This window comes from Pseudomonadaceae bacterium SI-3 (assembly GCA_004010935.1).
In the GTDB taxonomy this organism is placed as follows: Bacteria; Pseudomonadota; Gammaproteobacteria; order Pseudomonadales; family Pseudomonadaceae; genus Stutzerimonas.
This window is the reverse complement of sequence record CP026511.1, coordinates 378737-396499: the sequence shown is the minus strand read 5'-3', so window position 1 is coordinate 396499 and position 17763 is coordinate 378737. Positions and strand designations below refer to the sequence as shown.

Annotated in this window: 18 protein-coding genes and 1 pseudogene; 14 read left to right on the top strand and 5 right to left on the bottom strand. The window is 61.1% G+C overall.

Annotated features, from left to right (window positions below):
• Positions 1 to 43: 43 nt before the first annotated feature.
• Both C1896_01885 and C1896_01880 read right to left on the bottom strand, forming a co-directional pair.
• Positions 44 to 709, bottom strand: a complete 666-nt coding sequence (locus C1896_01885) for an isomerase/hydrolase (protein ID AZZ43775.1) — start codon at positions 707 to 709, stop codon at positions 44 to 46.
• 17 nt (positions 710 to 726) lie between these two features.
• Complete coding sequence (locus C1896_01880) at positions 727 to 2121, bottom strand: FAD-binding oxidoreductase (protein AZZ47488.1); 1395 nt, start codon at positions 2119 to 2121, stop codon at positions 727 to 729.
• A 197-nt stretch (positions 2122 to 2318) separates the two neighbouring features.
• Between C1896_01880 and C1896_01875 the strand changes: the two genes are divergently transcribed.
• The gene (locus C1896_01875) at positions 2319 to 3548 is read left to right on the top strand and encodes a phosphoglycerate dehydrogenase (protein ID AZZ47487.1); all 1230 of its coding nucleotides are present in this window, start codon (positions 2319 to 2321) and stop codon (positions 3546 to 3548) included.
• A gap of 499 nt (positions 3549 to 4047) precedes the next feature.
• Here C1896_01875 and C1896_01870 read toward each other — a convergent pair whose 3' ends face one another.
• Positions 4048 to 4380 (bottom strand): hypothetical protein, encoded by a 333-nt coding sequence (locus C1896_01870; protein ID AZZ43774.1) that lies wholly within the window; start codon positions 4378 to 4380, stop codon positions 4048 to 4050.
• Positions 4381 to 4588: 208 nt separating this feature from the next.
• Positions 4589 to 6289 carry a peptide transporter gene (locus C1896_01865; GenBank protein ID AZZ43773.1) on the bottom strand — a complete coding sequence of 567 codons (1701 nt, stop codon included), beginning with the start codon at positions 6287 to 6289 and terminating at the stop codon, positions 4589 to 4591.
• 280 nt (positions 6290 to 6569) lie between these two features.
• Between C1896_01865 and C1896_01860 the strand changes: the two genes are divergently transcribed.
• From C1896_01860 to C1896_01840, 5 genes and pseudogenes are all read left to right on the top strand, one after another.
• Positions 6570 to 7154, top strand: a complete 585-nt coding sequence (locus C1896_01860; protein ID AZZ47485.1) for a DNA-binding response regulator — start codon at positions 6570 to 6572, stop codon at positions 7152 to 7154.
• An 11-nt stretch (positions 7155 to 7165) separates the two neighbouring features.
• Positions 7166 to 7552 (top strand): curli production assembly protein CsgE, encoded by a 387-nt coding sequence (locus C1896_01855; protein ID AZZ47486.1) that lies wholly within the window; start codon positions 7166 to 7168, stop codon positions 7550 to 7552.
• 116 nt (positions 7553 to 7668) lie between these two features.
• Positions 7669 to 8151: a curli production assembly protein CsgB gene (locus C1896_01850; protein ID AZZ43772.1), complete on the top strand. Its 483-nt coding sequence runs from the start codon at positions 7669 to 7671 to the stop codon at positions 8149 to 8151.
• Positions 8152 to 8182: 31 nt separating this feature from the next.
• A complete protein-coding gene (locus tag C1896_01845) occupies positions 8183 to 9109 on the top strand; it encodes a hypothetical protein (GenBank protein ID AZZ43771.1) in 927 nt (308 codons plus the stop codon).
• Positions 9110 to 9130: 21 nt separating this feature from the next.
• Positions 9131 to 9460, top strand: a pseudogene (locus C1896_01840) (hypothetical protein).
• A gap of 133 nt (positions 9461 to 9593) precedes the next feature.
• Here the strand turns inward: C1896_01840 and C1896_01835 are convergent.
• Positions 9594 to 9800, bottom strand: coding sequence for a hypothetical protein (locus C1896_01835; protein AZZ43770.1), 207 nt, complete (start codon positions 9798 to 9800; stop codon positions 9594 to 9596).
• A 109-nt stretch (positions 9801 to 9909) separates the two neighbouring features.
• Between C1896_01835 and C1896_01830 the strand changes: the two genes are divergently transcribed.
• From C1896_01830 to C1896_01795, 8 genes are all read left to right on the top strand, one after another.
• On the top strand, positions 9910 to 10920 hold the full coding sequence (locus tag C1896_01830) for a short-chain dehydrogenase (GenBank protein AZZ43769.1): 1011 nt from the start codon (positions 9910 to 9912) through the stop codon (positions 10918 to 10920).
• Between the two features lie 136 nt (positions 10921 to 11056).
• On the top strand, positions 11057 to 11662 hold the full coding sequence (locus C1896_01825) for a hypothetical protein (protein AZZ43768.1): 606 nt from the start codon (positions 11057 to 11059) through the stop codon (positions 11660 to 11662).
• A 69-nt stretch (positions 11663 to 11731) separates the two neighbouring features.
• Positions 11732 to 12409 (top strand): DNA-binding response regulator, encoded by a 678-nt coding sequence (locus C1896_01820; protein AZZ43767.1) that lies wholly within the window; start codon positions 11732 to 11734, stop codon positions 12407 to 12409.
• Entirely contained in the window at positions 12406 to 13803 is a 1398-nt protein-coding gene (locus tag C1896_01815; protein ID AZZ43766.1) for a histidine kinase, read from the top strand. Before C1896_01820 ends, C1896_01815 begins: the two co-directional genes overlap by 4 nt.
• Before the next feature lie 85 nt (positions 13804 to 13888).
• Positions 13889 to 14332 (top strand): hypothetical protein, encoded by a 444-nt coding sequence (locus tag C1896_01810; protein AZZ43765.1) that lies wholly within the window; start codon positions 13889 to 13891, stop codon positions 14330 to 14332.
• 106 nt (positions 14333 to 14438) lie between these two features.
• Positions 14439 to 15092: a hypothetical protein gene (locus C1896_01805; protein AZZ43764.1), complete on the top strand. Its 654-nt coding sequence runs from the start codon at positions 14439 to 14441 to the stop codon at positions 15090 to 15092.
• 181 nt (positions 15093 to 15273) lie between these two features.
• Positions 15274 to 15669, top strand: coding sequence for a hypothetical protein (locus C1896_01800; GenBank protein ID AZZ43763.1), 396 nt, complete (start codon positions 15274 to 15276; stop codon positions 15667 to 15669).
• Positions 15670 to 15966: 297 nt separating this feature from the next.
• Positions 15967 to 17610 carry a methyl-accepting chemotaxis protein gene (locus tag C1896_01795; protein AZZ43762.1) on the top strand — a complete coding sequence of 548 codons (1644 nt, stop codon included), beginning with the start codon at positions 15967 to 15969 and terminating at the stop codon, positions 17608 to 17610.
• The last annotated feature ends 153 nt before the right edge of the window (positions 17611 to 17763 follow it).

The following is a 17763-nucleotide window of genomic DNA, read 5'->3' as shown; positions in this document are numbered from 1 at the left end:
CGCTGCAGGCCGGATACGTCAGACGCACCCGGCCCATACTGGTTCAAAGCACGCGACTCTCGAAGCGAGACAACCCGACCAGTTCCAGTACCAGTTCGTCACCCTGATGGAGGGGGCCGACGCCCGCCGGCGTGCCGGTCAGCACCACGTCGCCCGGTTGCAGGCTGAAGTGTCCGGCGATGTGCTGCAGCAGCGGCAGAATGGCGTTGAGCATCTGGTTACTGTTGCCGTCCTGACGCACCTCACCGTTGATGGTAAGGCGCACGCCGATGTCAGTCAGATCCTCCACTGCATCGCCCGGCACGAATGGAGCCAGCACGCAGGCACCGTCAAAGCTTTTAGCGATTTCCCATGGATGGCCCTTTTCCTTCAGTTTGGCCTGCACGTCGCGAAGGGTCAGGTCGAGGGCTGGGGCGAACCCGGATATCGCGTCGCGAACCTCTTCTTCGTTCGGCTTGCGCGACAACGGCTTGCCGATCAGCACGGCGATTTCCGCCTCGTAGTGCACAGCACCACGGTCAGAGGGAATACTGAAGCCGCTGTCCAGCGGCACCGTGCAGCTGCCGGCCTTGATGAACAGCAGAGGCTCGGTCGGCACCGGGTTGTTCAGTTCTTTGGCGTGCTCGGCGTAGTTACGACCGATGCAGACGACTTTGCCCAGCGGGTAGTGGATCGTGGTGCCGTCGGTGTACTGGTGCTTGTAGGTCATGGAGAGTTCCTGTCTGCTCAAACAGCGAAGATCTTGCCCGGATTCATGATGCCGTTCGGATCGAAGGCTGCCTTGACCGCCTTCATGTACTCGATTTCCACCGGCGAACGGCTGTACTCGAGGTAGTCACGCTTGGTCATGCCGACGCCATGTTCGGCAGAGATCGAACCGTTGTACTTCTGCACGGTTTCGAACACCCACTTGTTCACCGTCGCGCACTTGCCGAAGAACTCGTCCTGGTCCATCGCATCGGGCTTGAGGATGTTCAGGTGCAGGTTGCCGTCGCCGATGTGGCCGAACCAGACGATTTCGAAATCCGGGTAGTGCTCACCGACGATGGCGTCGATTTCCTTGAGGAAGGCCGGCACCTTGGCGATGGTGACGGAGATGTCGTTCTTGTAAGGCGTCCAGTGGCTGATTGTCTCGGAGATGTACTCGCGCAGCTTCCACAGGTTCTGCAGCTGCTGCTCACTCTGGCTCATCACGCCATCGAGTACCCAACCCTGCTCAACGCAATGCTCGAAGGTCGCCAGCGCCTGGTCCGCGCGCTCCTCGGTGGTGGCCTCGAATTCCAGCAGCGCGTAGAACGGGCAATCGGTCTCGAACGGTGCCGGCACGTCGCCACGTGCCAGCACCTTGGCCAGCGCCTTGTCGGAGAAGAACTCGAAGGCAGTCAGGTCCAGCTTGTCCTGAAAGGCGTGCAGCACCGGCATGATCGAGTCGAAGTCCGGCGTACCCAGCACCAGCGCAGTCAGATTGGTCGGCTGGCGCTCCAGGCGCATCGTCGCCTCGACAACGAAGCCCAGAGTACCCTCGGCACCGATGAAGAGCTGGCGCAGGTCATAGCCGGTGGCGTTCTTGATCAGATCCCTGTTCAGCTCGAGCAGATCGCCCTTGCCAGTGACGACCTTAAGTCCCGCCACCCAGTTACGGGTCATGCCATAGCGAATCACCTTGATCCCGCCGGCGTTGGTGCCGATGTTGCCGCCGATCTGGCTGGAGCCTGCGGAGGCGAAGTCCACCGGGTAGTACAGGCCCTTGTCTTCGGCGAACTGCTGCAGCTGTGCGGTGACCACGCCCGGCTGGCAGACCGCGGTGCGGTCCATCTCGTTGAATTCGAGAATCTGGTTCATGTAATCGAACGAGACCACCACCTCGCCATTGGCCGCCACGGCGGCAGCGGAAAGGCCAGTGCGGCCGCCCGAGGGCACCAGAGCGACCTTGCGCTCGTTGGCCCAGCGCACGATAGCCTGCACCTGCTCGATGGTCTTCGGGAACACGATGGCCGAGGGTGCCGGGGCGTACTGCTTGGTCCAGTCCTTGCCGTAGGTGTTCAGCGAATCGGCATCGGTCAGCACCTTGCCAGGCTCGACCAGGGTCTTCAGCTCGTCGATCAGGGCGGGGTCGGTCATCATGGGAACTCTCATTCGATTCATGGTCACCCTGAGTACGCTTCAGCTCAGGACATGGGTGTTTCGAGGGGTGCGTATGCTAGCATACGCACCCTTTTGAAACGTGCCTCGGCAGACTCCCGACACCGCTGATACCGGGTCGGCCAGCCTTCGCTGGACACTTCGTCCTACCCTTCGGCCTTAAGGTTTAAATGCAGATGAGCCAGACCTCTCTCGACAAGAGCAAGATCAAGTTCCTTCTTCTCGAAGGCGTGCACCAGAACGCTGTCGACACCCTCAAGGCCGCCGGCTACTCCAACATCGAGTATCTCAAGACTGCGCTGACCGAGTCGGAGCTGAAAGAGAAGATCGCCGACGTCCATTTCATCGGGATTCGTTCGCGCACTCAGCTCACCGAGGACGTATTCGAAGCAGCAAAAAAACTGATCGCCGTCGGCTGTTTCTGCATCGGCACTAACCAGGTCGATCTCAATGCCGCCCGCGAGCGCGGCATTGCAGTATTCAATGCCCCCTACTCCAATACTCGCTCGGTGGCCGAGCTGGTACTCGCCGAAGCCATCCTGCTGCTGCGGGGCATTCCGGAGAAGAACGCGTCCTGCCATCGCGGCGGCTGGATCAAGTCAGCAGCCAACTCCTTCGAAATTCGCGGCAAGAAGCTGGGCATCATCGGCTACGGCTCCATCGGCACGCAGCTGTCTGTCCTCGCCGAGGGCCTCGGCATGCAGGTGTTCTTCTATGACGTGGTGACCAAGCTGCCGCTGGGCAACGCCACTCAGATCGGCTCACTGTATGAGCTGTTGGGCATGTGCGACATCGTCTCCCTGCACGTCCCCGAGCTGCCATCCACCCAGTGGATGATCGGCGAGAAGGAAATCCGTGCCATGAAGAAAGGCTCGATCCTGATTAACGCCGCCCGCGGCACCGTGGTCGAGCTGGATCACCTCGCCGCTGCGATCAAGGACGAGCACCTCATCGGCGCCGCCATCGACGTGTTCCCGGTCGAGCCCAAATCCAACGATGAAGAGTTCGAAAGCCCGCTGCGTGGCCTGGATCGCGTGATCCTGACCCCGCACATCGGCGGCTCGACCGCCGAAGCACAGGCCAACATCGGTCTGGAAGTGGCAGAAAAGCTGGTCAAGTACAGCGACAACGGCACCTCGGTATCGTCCGTCAACTTCCCGGAAGTGGCCTTGCCATCACACCCCGGCAAGCACCGCCTGCTACACATCCACCAGAACATCCCGGGCGTGATGAGCGAGATCAACAAGGTGTTCGCCGACAACGGCATCAACATCTGCGGCCAGTTCCTACAGACCAACGAGAAGGTTGGCTACGTCGTCATCGATGTAGATAAGGACTATTCCGACCTGGCGCTGGAAAAACTGCTGCAGGTCAACGGCACCATCCGCAGCCGCGTGTTGTTCTAAGCGCTGCGCTGGCAGTATCGAACGGGAGGCTTAGGCCTCCCGTTTTCGTTTTGCCGGATGGCTGCCACGGTTTCGCACGATTGATCAGCTGGCTGAGGCTGAATCGCCGCTTCCGCCCGAACGGGTGTCCGGCCGATCCGGCGACGATGGGCGTTCAACAGGCGTAACGGGTGGCACCTCAGGCGGTGCTTCCAGCGTCGGGGGCCTCGGCTGGCTTTGGCTGTCATCTCCGCTCTCGATTACATCCTGCCGCGGCTCGCGCGTGTCCAGTGGATGTTCGCGGGCTTTCTCCGGGTGCGTGGGACCGGTGCCGGCGGCGATTGTCAGCGACGCAGCCATCAATGTTGAAACGAATAACGAAACGCGTATAGCCATGAGCGTCTCCCGATTAGAAGCCATGGGGTGCCCGGCGCAATCAGCTGCGGCAGCGGGAGCCCAACGGCCGCTCAACAAAAAGCCCCGGCCGAAGCCGGGGCTTTTCATCTGCGGCCAAGGCATATCAGTTGCCAGTAGCACTGCTTCCCGTGGCGGTCGTGTTGCCGACACTGGTACCTGTTTCGGTTCCCGGACCTGCCGGCTCACCGTCAACGGTGGTGCCCATACCGGTTGTCAGGCCTTCGCGGTCGGTGTCGTCGGTCGTTTTGCCGTCCATCATGGTGTCGTCATGGGCGTCGCCCATTTTGCCGTCGTGAGTGCCGCTCTTCATTGAGCTGCTATCCGCGTCGTAACGGCCCTTGTCATGAATGGCTTCGTTGTCCGTTGTGCCTGCGGCAAATACAGCGGTAGACATAAGGCCGGCTAGAGTCAGCGCGGCGAGCTTGGTCGTTTGCATGATTGCTCTCCAGTTTCAAGGGGTTCACATACTCCGGCACTGTCCACGAAAATAAATTTCACCCCGGCGCGTGACAGGATCTTTCAAAAACGTTGAAACCCAGACGAGGCGGGCGTTGTAGCCCTGTCACCACTGGTCGCCATGCTGGCAGCAGACCGTTCATCGGATGTCCACACGCCATTTTGCCTTGAGAACACCTGACCAAAACTCAGCGCAACAACTGCCACAACGAAATCCCGATACCAGCCATGCTTTCACCGGCCACTAACCCGGCGGCGGCAACGATCACAAAACGTTCGGCCAGGCTGCCCCAGCGGGCCGCGAACAGCCAGGCCAACACGGCGCCGAAAGCCATCATCAGCGAGATCGAGGCAGGAATGATGAACGCCAGCCCCAGCGCCGCGGAACTGGGTAACCAGCGCAACCGCCAGACCGGCGCCGAGCCTTCGAGCAGGCCGAGCACAACGCCGACCAGTGCTCCGATCAACATCGCCCAGCGGATGTCCAGGCTGATCGAGCCGAGCCCGGCGGTCAGCGCCTGCGCCACAGCTTTCCAGGTCGCCACGGCAGGCGCTGGCCACTCGGGGGTGATCAGCATGGCCTGAGGATCAGGAATCAGCAGTTGATAGACGAGTACCCCTACCAGGCTGCCGACCAGAATACCCAGGCACTGTGCGACCACCTGGCGCGAGGGGGTCGCGCCAATTGCATGACCAACCTTGAAGTCGTTGAGCAGATCGGTGCATTGACCCGCAGCACCGCCTGCAGTGTTGGCACTCATCAGGTTGATCGCCACCTGACCAGGCGCAATGGCAGCGAAACTCAGCTGCGACAGCTGCCCGATCGCACCAATCGGCGGTATCCCGGTGGCGCCGACGACACGTGCCGCGACCATGGCCAGCAGCAGTGCCAGCGGGATCGACAGCGCGGCCATCAGTGGGTGGATATCAAACAGATTCATCTGCAGGGCGATCACCAGGATGGCCGCCAGGCCCAGCCCGAGCGCCGGCAGTGGTGCGGGCCGAGCGAATCGCATGCGCTGTGCTGCAGCGCCTCTTCGGGCGCGTAAAAAACGCAGGCTGAGTGAAATCAGCGTAGCGCAGACCATCAGGCTGACTCCCGGCCACAGCAGCCACTCGATCAGCACTCCGAATTGCGGCCCGCTGGCGCCCGCTGGGATCGTCACCAGACCTTCCGTCAACAACCAGGGTGCCAGCCCGCCCCAGGCAATCAACGCGCCGAGCAGCAACGACAATCCAACCCGTAAGCCGATGATTCCGCCGAAGCCCAGCAGCAACAGCGACGGTTCGAGGCTGAACGTCAAGCGCTCCAGCTGCGCGCTGGGAGCCCAGCGCGGCACGCTCCACCACAGACCGTCCACCAGCTTGGCTAACGCCGCCAGCAGCGCAGCCGAGCCCAGTACCCATAAGCGCCGCGCCGCCTCAGCGCCGTGGCTGTAGATCTGCTGCATGGTGGCCAAGGTCGCCATGCCTTCAGGAAAGCGCAGCTGCGTTTCGATAATCAGTGATGGCCGCAAGTACCAGGCGACCCAGATGCCGAGAAAGCTGACCGAGAACACCCAGGCCACCAGTGGCAAGGTGTCGAACTGCTGGCCGGTGATCAAGGTGTAGGCAGGAATGGGTGCGACCAAACCGCTGGAAATGATCGAAGCCGCGGATGAGGCAGTGGTCTGGTTGATGTTGCTTTCGTGCAGGGTCCAGGCGGGCCTTCTCAGCACTCGCGCCAGGCTCTGCCAGAAGGCGAAACCGACCAACAGCGCGATGATCGACATGTTGAACGACCAGCCGATCTTGAGCCCCGAGTAGATATTCGAAGGCGTCAGCACGGCCCCCAGCAGCAGGCCGGTCAACAGTGCGCGCAACGTCAGTTCGCGGGAGGGGTCACTCATGCAGGCTCCATCGAATGGGCGATTGACTCACCTTAGTCCATTAAGTCCACCACAGCGTTTCTTCAACCGTCCGTCGGGATGTCATCCTCAGCGCGCAGATGCCGACCTAATCCCAACGTGAACGCTGAACTTCGTCATTTCTGGCCGGTCGTTTAGTAACTTTTCTATGCAGCATAACGGCACTCCAAACCAAGGATTGAACATGGACGAAGCGGACTTCACCCACCTGGAACGTAACCGGCCTACCGTCACCCTGCTGACCGGCAATGAGCTTCTCGGGCTGTTTTTCAAGCACTTTCTTGGTGAGCAGGCTCAGCTAGAGGTAGCCCTGGCGCGGCTCGAGAAGATCGTGCCGGGCAGCACCGATCTCTACCTACTCGACTCGGGAAACAGCCAGACCGAGCAATTGTCGACACTGCTTGATCAGCTCGACGAGCAGACACCCGTTGCGCTGGTCAATATCGCGCCAGAGCAGGCCGAGCAGTTGGTCGACAAGCACCCTGCCATTCGCGGCGTGTTTTACAGCCATGCCACTCGCGAGCACCTGCTCGACGGCATCCAAGTATTGCTCGAAGGCGGCGACTGGCTGCCGCGGGTCTTGACCGAACGCCTGCTCAGCCAGTGGCGACGCATGCGCCAACTCGCTGGCAGCAAACCGTCGCTGACGCTGCGTGAGCGGGAAATCCTCAGCCTCGCCGGCAAAGGCCTGTCCAACGCCGAAATTGCCGAACAGCTGTGCCTAAGCCCCCACACAATTAAGAGCCATATCCACAACCTGTTGCGCAAGATTGGTGCCTCCAACCGGGCCGAGGCGGCCTTTCTGCTACGTGGCCGACTGGATTGGTCCGAGTCGTGTCACGCCTGACGCTGTGCCTGTTGCTGCTGAGCCTGCTCGGCCCGCTGCAGGCTCAGGCAGCGCTGGGCCAGGCGGAAGGCGAGGCGGAACTGAGCGGGCTGATCATTGACAACACCATCACGCGCTTCGGTCACGACTTTCACCGCTACCTGAGCTTTCAATTGCAGGACGCCAGCGCGCTTGAAGGCGATCTGGTGGTACGCGAACGTCCTTCCGCGCGCTGGGGCAGCCTGGTCTGGGTGGAGTATGGGCAGCGCACGGTCTACCGGCGCTTTCTGCAGCCCAACGTAGCGGAGATCGAAGAGATCGCCACCCAAGCCGCGCAGCTGATCTTGGAGGAAGTCAACCGCAGCAAGCTGCAGAACCTACTCCAGGACACCTTCGACATGGACCGAGACGAGCTGTGAGTCGCAAAAGGATTAATTCGCCCCGTTCATCACGTAGCGCTTGTTTTGCACCGTTCGATGGATGTTCAGCGCCCCGCCTGCAGTCAAGAATCCGAACACTATTCCGAGGTGCCTGCATGGATTGTCTAGCCCTATTCCGCCGCGGCTTGTTCGCCGCCCTTCTGCTCACCGGTCACGCGGTTCATGCAGCCGATCTGATGGACAACGGAGACCTTGCGGGAGGCTCATTGAGCCTCGCTAACCAGTCGGCGGCGTTGCAATTGCCCGACATGCAGGTCGCGCGAGTGCTGCAAACAGGCAGCGAAAACCTGGCTGACGTAAGCCAGACCGGCACGGCTCAGCTGGCGAACATCATGCAGCAGGGCAGCGACCAGCAGGCCTTCATCCTCCAGCAAGGCGAGAACCAGATCGCCACCATTCTGCAGATTGGCCAAGGCAACCTGGCCGACATCAGCCAGATCGGCAGCGACAACGAGGCCGCGATCGCTCAGATTGGTTCGAACAACGCTGCCAGCATCGAACAGCTCGGCAGCGGCTTGAGCAGCAGTGTCACCCAATACGGCAGCGGCCAACGCGTCCAGATCGTCCAGCATCGCTAATCACCAGCATCGCTAATAAAAAGGTAACCCTATGCGCAGTCTGCATCTCCTCGCGTCAGCCGCTTTGCTGTCTGTCGCCGTTGGCGCCCATGCCGACAACAGCGCCAAACTCGTGCAGACAGGCAATGACAACGACGCCACGGTTGATCAGACCGGGCTGCTTAACGAGGCCACGATCCGCCAGAACGGTACGGCGAACAGCGGTTCGATCTTTCAGGGCGTGATCGCCGAAGAGAATGTCGCCAGCATTGTGCAAATTGGCAGCAATGACGCCTCCATCTATCAGGGCGATGAGACCCGCTTCTCCACCGCCAACGTCTACCAGCAGGGCACCGGCAACCGCGCCGAGGTCGAGCAGCACTGGTATACCAATGAGCTGCAAATCAGCAGCATCGGCGACAACAATTCCATTTCGGCTACTCAAAATGGATTCGCTCGGGCCGAGGCACGTCAGATTGGCAACGGCAATTCGCTGATAATGACCCAAGACGGCATTTACCACGGCAATTGGACAGCTGTGTATCAGGTCGGCGACGAGAACAGGGCTAACATCGATCAGGGCGATGGAGGCGACATTCAGCTGGCCCAGAACGGCAATTCGAACGCTGCGCAGATCGAGCAGTACGGGCTGCGAGGTGAGCTCGCCTTCAACCAGGCGGGTGATGACAACCTGCTGGCTGTCGAGCAAAGCGGCCGGGACAACAGCTTTCGCGGCTCGTCGACAGGAAACTCCAATAGCGTCGAGTTGGTGCAATGGTTCGATGGCAACCAAGCCAGCGTGGTGCAATCTGGCGACGACAACATCGCCGCCATCAACCAGCTAGCCGGCTACAACGAGGCCCGCATCAACCAGGTCGGCATGGCAAACCAGGCCTCGATCACTCAGAACGCCGAACTCATGAACGCGGTGATTTCGCAGACGGGGACCGGCAACATGGCCACCGTTACCCAACAGTGATCCAGACCTTGGCCATCCCCTATGCTCACCGCGACCCTCGCCGCCATGCTGCTCGCCTCCGCCGGTCCGGTTGATGCTCGCCTGGAGCTGCAGCCCGAAGCCGACCGGTTGAATGTGCGGTTGTGCTTCAGCAGTGCCGAACCCCACCGGCTTAGCTACCAGCTGGAAGTGCGTTCCAAGGGCCACGCCGGTACCAGCCGCAGCCGCCAATCGGGCGAGTTGACCAGCGGGCCTGAAACGCAGTGTCCGCTGAACAACCGACTCGGTATCGCACCTGACAGCCAGATCGAGGCGACGGTCACCTGGTCCGTTGATGGCCAGCAGCAAGTGCCTCTGCACCAGACCTACCCCGCAAGCCAACCCACCGATTCGGCGCCCTCGGCGCCAGATTCCACGCCTGCTGCAGCGGATCATCTATTCGTCAAGGTTGATTCAAACCGGCGATAGCGGTCTTGGCTGGCTGCGTGCAAGCCGGCACCCCACCTCAACCCCCTTCAGCTCGACGTAGTGATACGTCAGGTTCGATATCGCGCACACCATGGCCCACCTCTAGCAGGGTCAGCAAACCGTCGACCAGAATGCTGCCGCTACTGATGCAGCGCGTGATTTGCTCGCTTCCTGGCTGCTGAAGAATGGTGATGTATTCGGTCAGAACATGCCCGCTGTACCTCGGCAGCGCCAGCAGCACCACCCAGCCCAGGATCGATCAACCGCTGCCATCCATCGCCTGCCCGGAACCGGAAGCGCGGCCACGGCTTCTACCGAGCCAATCCACATCGCCGCTATCCGAGGAGATCCCGATGCGCATTTCTCTCAAACCCTTGCAAGAGCAGGTCATCGTTATCACCGGTGCTTCGAGCGGGATCGGCCTGGCGACTGCCCGCCTCGCCATCGAAAGAGGCGCACGCGTGGTACTGGTGGCCCGTAACGAAGAAGCCCTGCTCGACATCGAGCGTGACCTGAACGCGGGTGACCGGGTCCTTCACGTCATGGCCGATGTCGGCCAGCGCGCGCAGCTGGAACGCGTCGCCAGCGAGACCGTCGCCCGCTTCGGTGGCTTTGACACCTGGATCAACAATGCCGGCAGCTCGGTATGGGGACGCTTCGATGAGGTCAGCGACGAAGACCATTATCAAGTGATGCAGACCAACTTCTGGGGCACTCACTACGGTTCGTCCATCGCCGTTAAGCATCTGCGCGACAAAGGCGGTGCTCTGATCAACATCGGCAGTGTCGAATCGGCAAATGCCCTGCCCTTTCACAGCAGCTACAGCGCCAGCAAGCATGCGATCAAGGCGATGACCGACGTGCTGCGCGTCGAGCTGCAAAAGTCGCACACGCCGGTATCGGTAACCCTGGTACGCCCCTCCTCGACCGACACCCAGTTCATGGATCACTCGAAGAATTACCTGCCCAGCGCGCCGGTGTTTCCGCCGCCGGTCTACGCCCCCGAAGTGGTCGCGCGGGCGATTCTGCATGCCGCCGAGCACCCGCAGCGCGACGTTTACATCGGCAATGCCAAGTTGCTCTCGCGACTCGCGCAGAACGCGCCGCACCTGGCCGACTGGATCAACCGCACCTTTGTCTACGACACCATCAAGAGCGGCCGCCCAGACCGACACCCACGCGGCGCACTCTACGACAGCGATGTCGGCGGCGCGGGTGACGGCAGCGCCAGTGGCGATTATCCGGGCATGGTGCTGACACGCAGCCTGTACACCCGTGCCACGCAGCATCCGGTCGCGACCACTGCCGCCGTGGCGGTGGGGGCAGCCGCATTGGTCGCCCTGCTAGGGCGTCGCGGGCGCTAGCTGACCACCAGCGCAGCCCAGGCTGCGCTGGCTGCATGATCGTTCAGCTCAGGTTCAGCCAGGGTTCAGGCGCTGTTCAGCGTCCCGCAGGCACGATGGAGACGTAAATTTTTCCACGCCTGCAAAGGAGCGACACATGAATAAGTTGCATACCCTGGCCATCGCCACCACTCTCAGCGTCTTCACCCTCGGCGCCCAAGCCGCCGACAACTTCGCTGGCCTCACCTGGGGCAAAAGCACCGTCAACATCGACCGTTCCAGCCCCCTGAAGCAGAACATGCCGGGCGCGAACCGTTTCGACGACACCGTCAAGAACAGCGGCACCTGGGGCATCCGCGCCGGTCAGATGACCGACGAGGCACGCTACTATGCCACCTACGAAAACGTATCCGACGACTACGGTAGCTCGCTCAAGCTGCGTCAGCAGAACCTGTTCGGCAGCTACGACATGTTCCTCCCGGTCGGCGACACCACCCGCCTGTTCGGTGGCGCCAGTGCCGGTCTGACCAAGCTCGAGAATGAGTCCAGCGGTTACCGCCGCGACAGTGACATCGGTTATCTGGTGGGTCTGCAGGCTGGTGTGCTGCAAGACGTCGGCAAGAACACGTCGATCGAAGCGGGTTACCGTTATCTGCGTAGCAACGCCGGTACCGAAGTGGCCGAGCGCGGCGTTGGCAAGGTCGGTTCGATCGACCTGCATAGCAGCAAGCAGGCCTACCTGGGCGTGAACTACAAGTTCTAAGCAGGCGCGCTTGCATCAACAGGAACACGGCCGGGACTGTCCCGGCCGTTTGCATGACAGGAGCCGCACATGAAAGTGCTGGTGGTGGAAGACGAGGCGCTGCTGCGCCACCACCTGCTGACTCGCCTGAGCGAAAGCGGGCATGTGGTCGATGCGGTGGCGAATGCCGAAGAGGCGCTTTACCAGACACGCGAATTCAATCATGACCTGGCCGTGGTCGATCTCGGCCTGCCGGGCATCTCCGGCCTGGATCTGATTCGCCAGCTGCGCAGCAATGGCGAGCGCTTTCCCATCCTCATCCTCACGGCGCGCGGTAACTGGCAGGACAAGGTCGAAGGATTGGCCGCCGGTGCCGACGACTACGTGGTCAAACCCTTCCAGTTCGAGGAGCTGGAGGCACGGCTCAACGCGTTGCTGCGACGCTCGTCCGGCTTCACCCAGGCGAGCATCGAAGCCGGCCCGCTCAAGCTTGACCTCAACCGCAAACAGGCACTGGTGGATGACGAGCCCCTGCCGCTGACCGCCTTTGAATATCGCATTCTGGAATATCTGATGCGTCACCAGCAGCAGGTGGTCGCCAAGGAACGCCTGATGGAGCAGCTCTACCCGGACGACAACGAACGCGACGCCAACGTCATCGAGGTGCTGGTCGGCCGGCTGCGGCGCAAGCTGGAAGCCCACGGCGGACTTAAACCCATCGATACCGTTCGCGGCCTGGGTTATCTGTTCACCGAGCGCTGCCGATGAGCCTCAATTGGCGCCGCTGGCGCGTGCTGGCTCGGGCCGCACGCAACGGCACCCTGTCGCTGCGCCTGCGCCTGATGCTGGGCGCCACCTGCCTCGCCGTTCTGTTCATGCTTGCCCTGCTGCCGGTGCTGCAGGCTGCGTTCAGCCTCGCCTTCGAGCGGGTCATCGAAGAACGCCTGGCCGCCGATGCCAATACACTGATCACCGCATCGCGCATCGAACAGGGCCGATTGGTGATGCCGGCGCGGTTGCCCGATGAAGAATTCGATCTGCCCGATGCGAAGCTGCTGGGCTACATCTACGACCCGCAAGGCAAACGGCTCTGGCAGTCACGGTCGGCCGAAGACGAATCCATCGACTATCAGCCGCGCCTGCAGGGCGATGTCACCGAATTCCAGCGGATCCGCGATGCCGATGGCGCCGAGTACTTCGTCTACGACGTGGAGCTGCGGCTGAACACCGATCAGCGTCAGGCGTTCAGCTTCGTCACCATGCAACCCACCAGTGAATACCGCAGCCTGTTCGAGGAATTCCGGCAACAGCTGTATCTCTGGCTCGGTGGCGGATTGCTGGTGCTGCTGACGTTGCTTTGGCTGGGCCTGACCTGGGGCTTTCGCTCGCTCAAACGACTAAGCCTCGAGCTGGATCAGGTCGAGGCGGGGCGGCTGGATCGGCTCAGCGATCGACACCCCCGCGAACTGTTGCGCCTGACCCGCTCGCTGAACCGCTTGCTCGACGGCGAGCGACGCCAGCGCGAGCAGTACCGCAACTCGCTGGGCGACCTGGCCCACAGCCTTAAGACGCCATTGACGGTGCTGCAGAGCGTCGGCGAGGCGATCAGTACGCAGCCGGACAACCGCGAACAGTCCCGCGTGATGCGCGCGCAGATCGAGCGCATGAGCCAGCAGATCGGCTACCAGCTGCAGCGGGCAAGCCTTGGTCAGAGCGGCCTGGTGCGCCACCGGGTAGCGCTGCAGCCGCTGCTGGTGCGCCTGTGCAGCACACTGGACAAGGTCTACCAGGACAAGCGCGTGCAGGTCGAGCTGCAGGTTCCAGCAAAGGCCACCCTGCCGCTGGAGCAGGGTGCGCTGATGGAACTGCTCGGCAACCTGCTGGAGAACGCCTACCGACTCTGCCTCCATCAGGTGCGCATCAGCCTGCAGCAGGGCGACGAATACCTGACCCTGAGCATCGAAGATGACGGGCCCGGCGTGCCGGTTAACCAGCGCGCCCGGATCCTGCGTCGTGGTGAACGGCTGGATGCCCAGCACCCCGGCCAAGGCATTGGCCTGGCAGTGGTGAAGGACATCATCGACAGCTACGGCGGCGAGCTCAGGCTCGACGATTCCATGCTTGGCGGCGCTGCGTTTCGGTTGCGCCTGCCGGTGGATTGAGCCGACGAAGGGATCTGTCGATTGATGCCTGTTCCGGGTGGCGGCTGCTACAGTTCGTAGTCCCGCCACTTACCGGACGCGACAAATGTCACTGGACGACAACAAACGGCTGGTCCGCCAGCACATCGATCTGAGCTGGAACCGCGGACACCTGGCCCTTGCCGAGAAGCTGCACAGCAAAGACTTTCTCTACAAGAGCTCCTTCGTCGGCCATCCGATGGCCAGCCCTGAGTTCGCCGCGATGGTGACCCAGATCCGTACTGCCATGCCCGATCTCGAAGTGGTGGTCGAGGAATGCGTTACCGAGGGCGACAAGGTCGTCACCTGGAGCACCCTGATTGGCACCATCGAAACACCCGCGCTCGGCTACCCACCCAGCGACAAGGTCTTGAGCATTGCAGCGATGGCCTTCTGGACCCTGACGCCGGGGCAGCAGATCCGCGAGATCTGCACCATGTTCGACATGGAAAGCTTCCGTTCCCAGCTCGGACTGGCGACCCGCACCTACGCCGAAAAAGCCCTGCCCTGACGGCCGCGAGCGGCCAGAACGGGAGCGTTTCGCGCTTTCGCAGCAGTCATCGCCCCGGTTTCGTGGTCCATTGCACATGCGCCCGATTCCGAAAAAGGCAGGTTGAATGCACCGACCGCTGTTGCTCAAGACCCTGGTTTGCCTCGTTGTACTGGCCTTGCTGGCCTCCGCCATCAACCCGCACGACCGTACCACCTGGCTGATGGAAGTCCTTCCGGTGGTCATCCTGCTGCCGGCATTGGCTTACACCCATAGACGATTTCCGCTCTCTTCGCTGCTGTACTTGTTGCTGGCTGTCCAGGCCCTGGGGCTGGTTGCGGGCGGCCATTACACCTTCCCCCGTGTCCCGGTCGGCTTCTGGCTGCAGGACTGGCTGGACCTCAGCCGTAACCCTTACGACCGGCTTGGCCATTTTTTCCAGGGCGTTGTGCCTGCGCTGATCGCGCGGGAACTGCTGGTGCGTAACGAGCGGGTTCATGGCAAACACCTGTTGCCATTTGTCTGCGTAAGCATGGCGATGATGCTCAGCGCTGTTTACGAGCTGGTCGAGTGGGCGGCGGCCCTTTCCCTTGGCCAGGGCGCCAAAGCCTTTCTGGGCATGCAAGGCGATCAGTGGGACACGCAGGCCGACATGTTCTGCGCGTTGCTTGGCAGCCTGACCGCCATGACACTGCTGGTGCATCTACACGACCGCAGCATGGCCGCGATCGGTAAACCTCGGCAAAGCCTAACGGCTGTACAAGGCGAAACCGCCCGATAACTACGGTCAGCTGATCAACTATCGATTTAATTGAATTAAATAATTGGCTGAATTAATCAATTAGCGGCAGCGACGCTTAGTATCACACTTGTCGATTTGTACTATTGATACGCTCGCGTTTGTTCAACTGGCCCTCGCCCGTAGCATGTGTCCCGTACCCACCGATACCGAGGACACACTCATGAAAAAGCTATTAGCAGCTGCCATCCTGGCCAGCGTTGCTTCGACTGCCTTTGCGATCCCGCCAAGCCATCCGCAACCAATTCTGGGGGAAGCGCAAAGCACCTCAACCGTCCAAAAGCAGTTATCAACTGACAGCACCCTTTCTGAAAACGGTTTCGATCGCACGCCATTGAGCGAGCAAATTGCTGAAGACGGATTCGATCACACTCCCATCAGCGAGCAGATCGCTGAGGACGGTTTTGACTCTACGCGGCAAGCGGAGCAATTCGCAGAAGATGGATTTGACCTGACACCTCAAGCCGATCAAGTCGCCGATGACGGTTTCGACCGTACTCCGCTCGGGCAGTTACTGGCCGAAGATGGCAGTGATCGTACCGAGCTCGGCACAGCCTGAACTTAACGCTTCAACTCAAGGCGCCGTTGGCGCCTTTTTTATGTGGCAATAAAAAGTTAATTAACGCTCGCTCCACGAGTATTCACAGCCGGATAAATCCACAGGAGCAAACAGCTTTCTAACGGCCCTTAGCCATCGGGAGGGTCGCTCACAGAAAGCCATACGATTCCTGTACACCATCGATACCAAAGTACAGTACTTATGATGTCTTGATGCCACTACCCTGACTGAATAGTCATTTCAGGGACGATGGTGCAGTCAGCTCAGGGAAGATCCTCATAATTGTGCGGAAATCCCATGAACCTAACCGTCAAATTGAAGCTCGGCCTGAGCTTTGCAGCACTTACGCTGATCGTTCTGCTCATTTCTGCGTTGGCGATTGCCGAGCTTTCCAAGTTCAACGATGCCTTCTCCGACTATGTCGAAGGTGTTAACGCCCGCGAAGAGCTGGCGTCAGCATTACTCATCGCGGCGCAACGCCGCGCAGTCGCGGCCCGTAACCTGGTGCTAGTGTCCTCGGAAGCTGACCTGAAGCTCGAACATGCAGCAGTCCTCGAAGCACACCGCGACGTTCAGACTCATCTCAGTAATCTCAAGACGGCGGTAGATCGTTTGTCTGGTGCTGAGGCCAAAGAAGAAAAGCAGCTGCTTGCCGAGATAGCCCGGATAGAAAGCCTTTACGGTCCAGTAGCGCTGGACATCGTCGAACGCGCCGTAGCCGGGCAGCGCGAAGATGCCATCGTGCGAATCAACCGAGACTGCATTCCACTGCTGCGTCAGCTGCTGGCCGCTGGCGAACGCTATATGCAGCACAGCCGTAGCGCCGCGAACGCGGAAGTGGTGGCCGAGCGCAACGAATATGAAACCCAACGCAATCTGATGATCGGTGTCTGTTTGATCGCCGTATTGCTCGCGCTCGGTCTGGGTATCGGCATCGTCCGCAGCTTGTTGCGCACGCTGGGCGCCGAGCCGCTCGATCTATCCGCTGCAGCCCGCCGCGTCGCTGCTGGTGACATGCGCAGCATGCCAGGAATGGAGCACGCGCCGGCTGGCAGCGTCATGGCCTCCCTTGGAGAGATGCAACGCAGCCTCGGCGAGCTGATCGGACAGGTACGGCGCTCAGCTGAAACGATATCGTCCTCCGCCGAAGAGCTATCCCAATCTACCGAGCAGGCGAGCCAAGGCGTCATCGCACAAAAACTGGAAGTCGATCAGGTAGCCACGGCGATTCATGAAATGGCTGCGACGGTGCTCGAGGTTGCGCGAAACTCCGAGCAAGCGGCCAGCGCGGCGGTTTCAGCCGATCAGCAAGCGCAAGCCGGCGAGGCGACGGCACGCCAGGCAGTGGTACAGATCAAGCGGCTTGCTGATGAGGTGACAAAATCGACCGCGGCGATGGCGCGCCTGAAGAGTGAAAGCGAGCGGATCGGCGGTGTACTGGACGTTATCAAGTCGGTAGCGGACCAGACCAACCTACTCGCGCTGAACGCTGCGATCGAAGCCGCACGCGCCGGCGATGCCGGCCGAGGTTTCGCTGTGGTGGCTGATGAGGTGCGGACACTTGCTCGTCGCACCCAGGACGCGACGGTCGAAATCCAATCACTGATCGAAGGGCTTCAGCGGATTGCCGAGGAGTCCGCCAAAACCATGCAGGGCTGTAGCGATCTGACGGAGGCCACCGTGGCGGGCGTCGATGAGACTGGTGCGGCGGTGGCAGACATCACCTGCATGATCGCCGCTATTCAGCAAATGATGCAGCAGATCGCAACTGCGGCCGAAGAGCAAAGCGCCGTGGCTGAAGAAATCAGCCGCAGCGTGACCCGAGTACGCGATATTGCCGATCAGTCCGCGACGTCCAGTGAGCAGACAGCCGCCTCGAGCGTGGAGCTCGCACGGCTCGGTAGCGCTCTGACTCAGCAGGTCCGGCGGTTCGAGATCTGACGCGGGCTACGCCTGATCGATGAGCGCAAACGGGAAGCCGAATGGAATCGGCCCTGCGTTATCGGTGCCGTGTATTTAGGGCCGTGCGTGTTCAGCCATCCCTCCCCCACGCCGTGCCCGCAAGCGAGGTGCAACCAGGGTTGCAAGCGCAAC

What these genes read in the sequence shown, in the direction of transcription:
- C1896_01825 (AZZ43768.1), top strand. Translation starts at nt 11,057, where the DNA reads ATGAATAAGTTGCATACCCTGGCCATCGCCACCACTCTCAGCGTCTTC.
- C1896_01830 (AZZ43769.1), top strand. Translation starts at nt 9,910, where the DNA reads ATGCGCATTTCTCTCAAACCCTTGCAAGAGCAGGTCATCGTTATCACC.
- C1896_01795 (AZZ43762.1), top strand. Translation starts at nt 15,967, where the DNA reads ATGAACCTAACCGTCAAATTGAAGCTCGGCCTGAGCTTTGCAGCACTT.
- C1896_01800 (AZZ43763.1), top strand. Translation starts at nt 15,274, where the DNA reads ATGAAAAAGCTATTAGCAGCTGCCATCCTGGCCAGCGTTGCTTCGACT.
- C1896_01865 (AZZ43773.1), bottom strand. Translation starts at nt 6,289, where the DNA reads ATGAGTGACCCCTCCCGCGAACTGACGTTGCGCGCACTGTTGACCGGC.
- C1896_01885 (AZZ43775.1), bottom strand. Translation starts at nt 709, where the DNA reads ATGACCTACAAGCACCAGTACACCGACGGCACCACGATCCACTACCCG.
- C1896_01850 (AZZ43772.1), top strand. Translation starts at nt 7,669, where the DNA reads ATGGATTGTCTAGCCCTATTCCGCCGCGGCTTGTTCGCCGCCCTTCTG.
- C1896_01820 (AZZ43767.1), top strand. Translation starts at nt 11,732, where the DNA reads ATGAAAGTGCTGGTGGTGGAAGACGAGGCGCTGCTGCGCCACCACCTG.
- C1896_01815 (AZZ43766.1), top strand. Translation starts at nt 12,406, where the DNA reads ATGAGCCTCAATTGGCGCCGCTGGCGCGTGCTGGCTCGGGCCGCACGC.
- C1896_01810 (AZZ43765.1), top strand. Translation starts at nt 13,889, where the DNA reads ATGTCACTGGACGACAACAAACGGCTGGTCCGCCAGCACATCGATCTG.
- C1896_01880 (AZZ47488.1), bottom strand. Translation starts at nt 2,121, where the DNA reads ATGACCGACCCCGCCCTGATCGACGAGCTGAAGACCCTGGTCGAGCCT.
- C1896_01845 (AZZ43771.1), top strand. Translation starts at nt 8,183, where the DNA reads ATGCGCAGTCTGCATCTCCTCGCGTCAGCCGCTTTGCTGTCTGTCGCC.
- C1896_01875 (AZZ47487.1), top strand. Translation starts at nt 2,319, where the DNA reads ATGAGCCAGACCTCTCTCGACAAGAGCAAGATCAAGTTCCTTCTTCTC.
- C1896_01805 (AZZ43764.1), top strand. Translation starts at nt 14,439, where the DNA reads ATGCACCGACCGCTGTTGCTCAAGACCCTGGTTTGCCTCGTTGTACTG.
- C1896_01870 (AZZ43774.1), bottom strand. Translation starts at nt 4,380, where the DNA reads ATGCAAACGACCAAGCTCGCCGCGCTGACTCTAGCCGGCCTTATGTCT.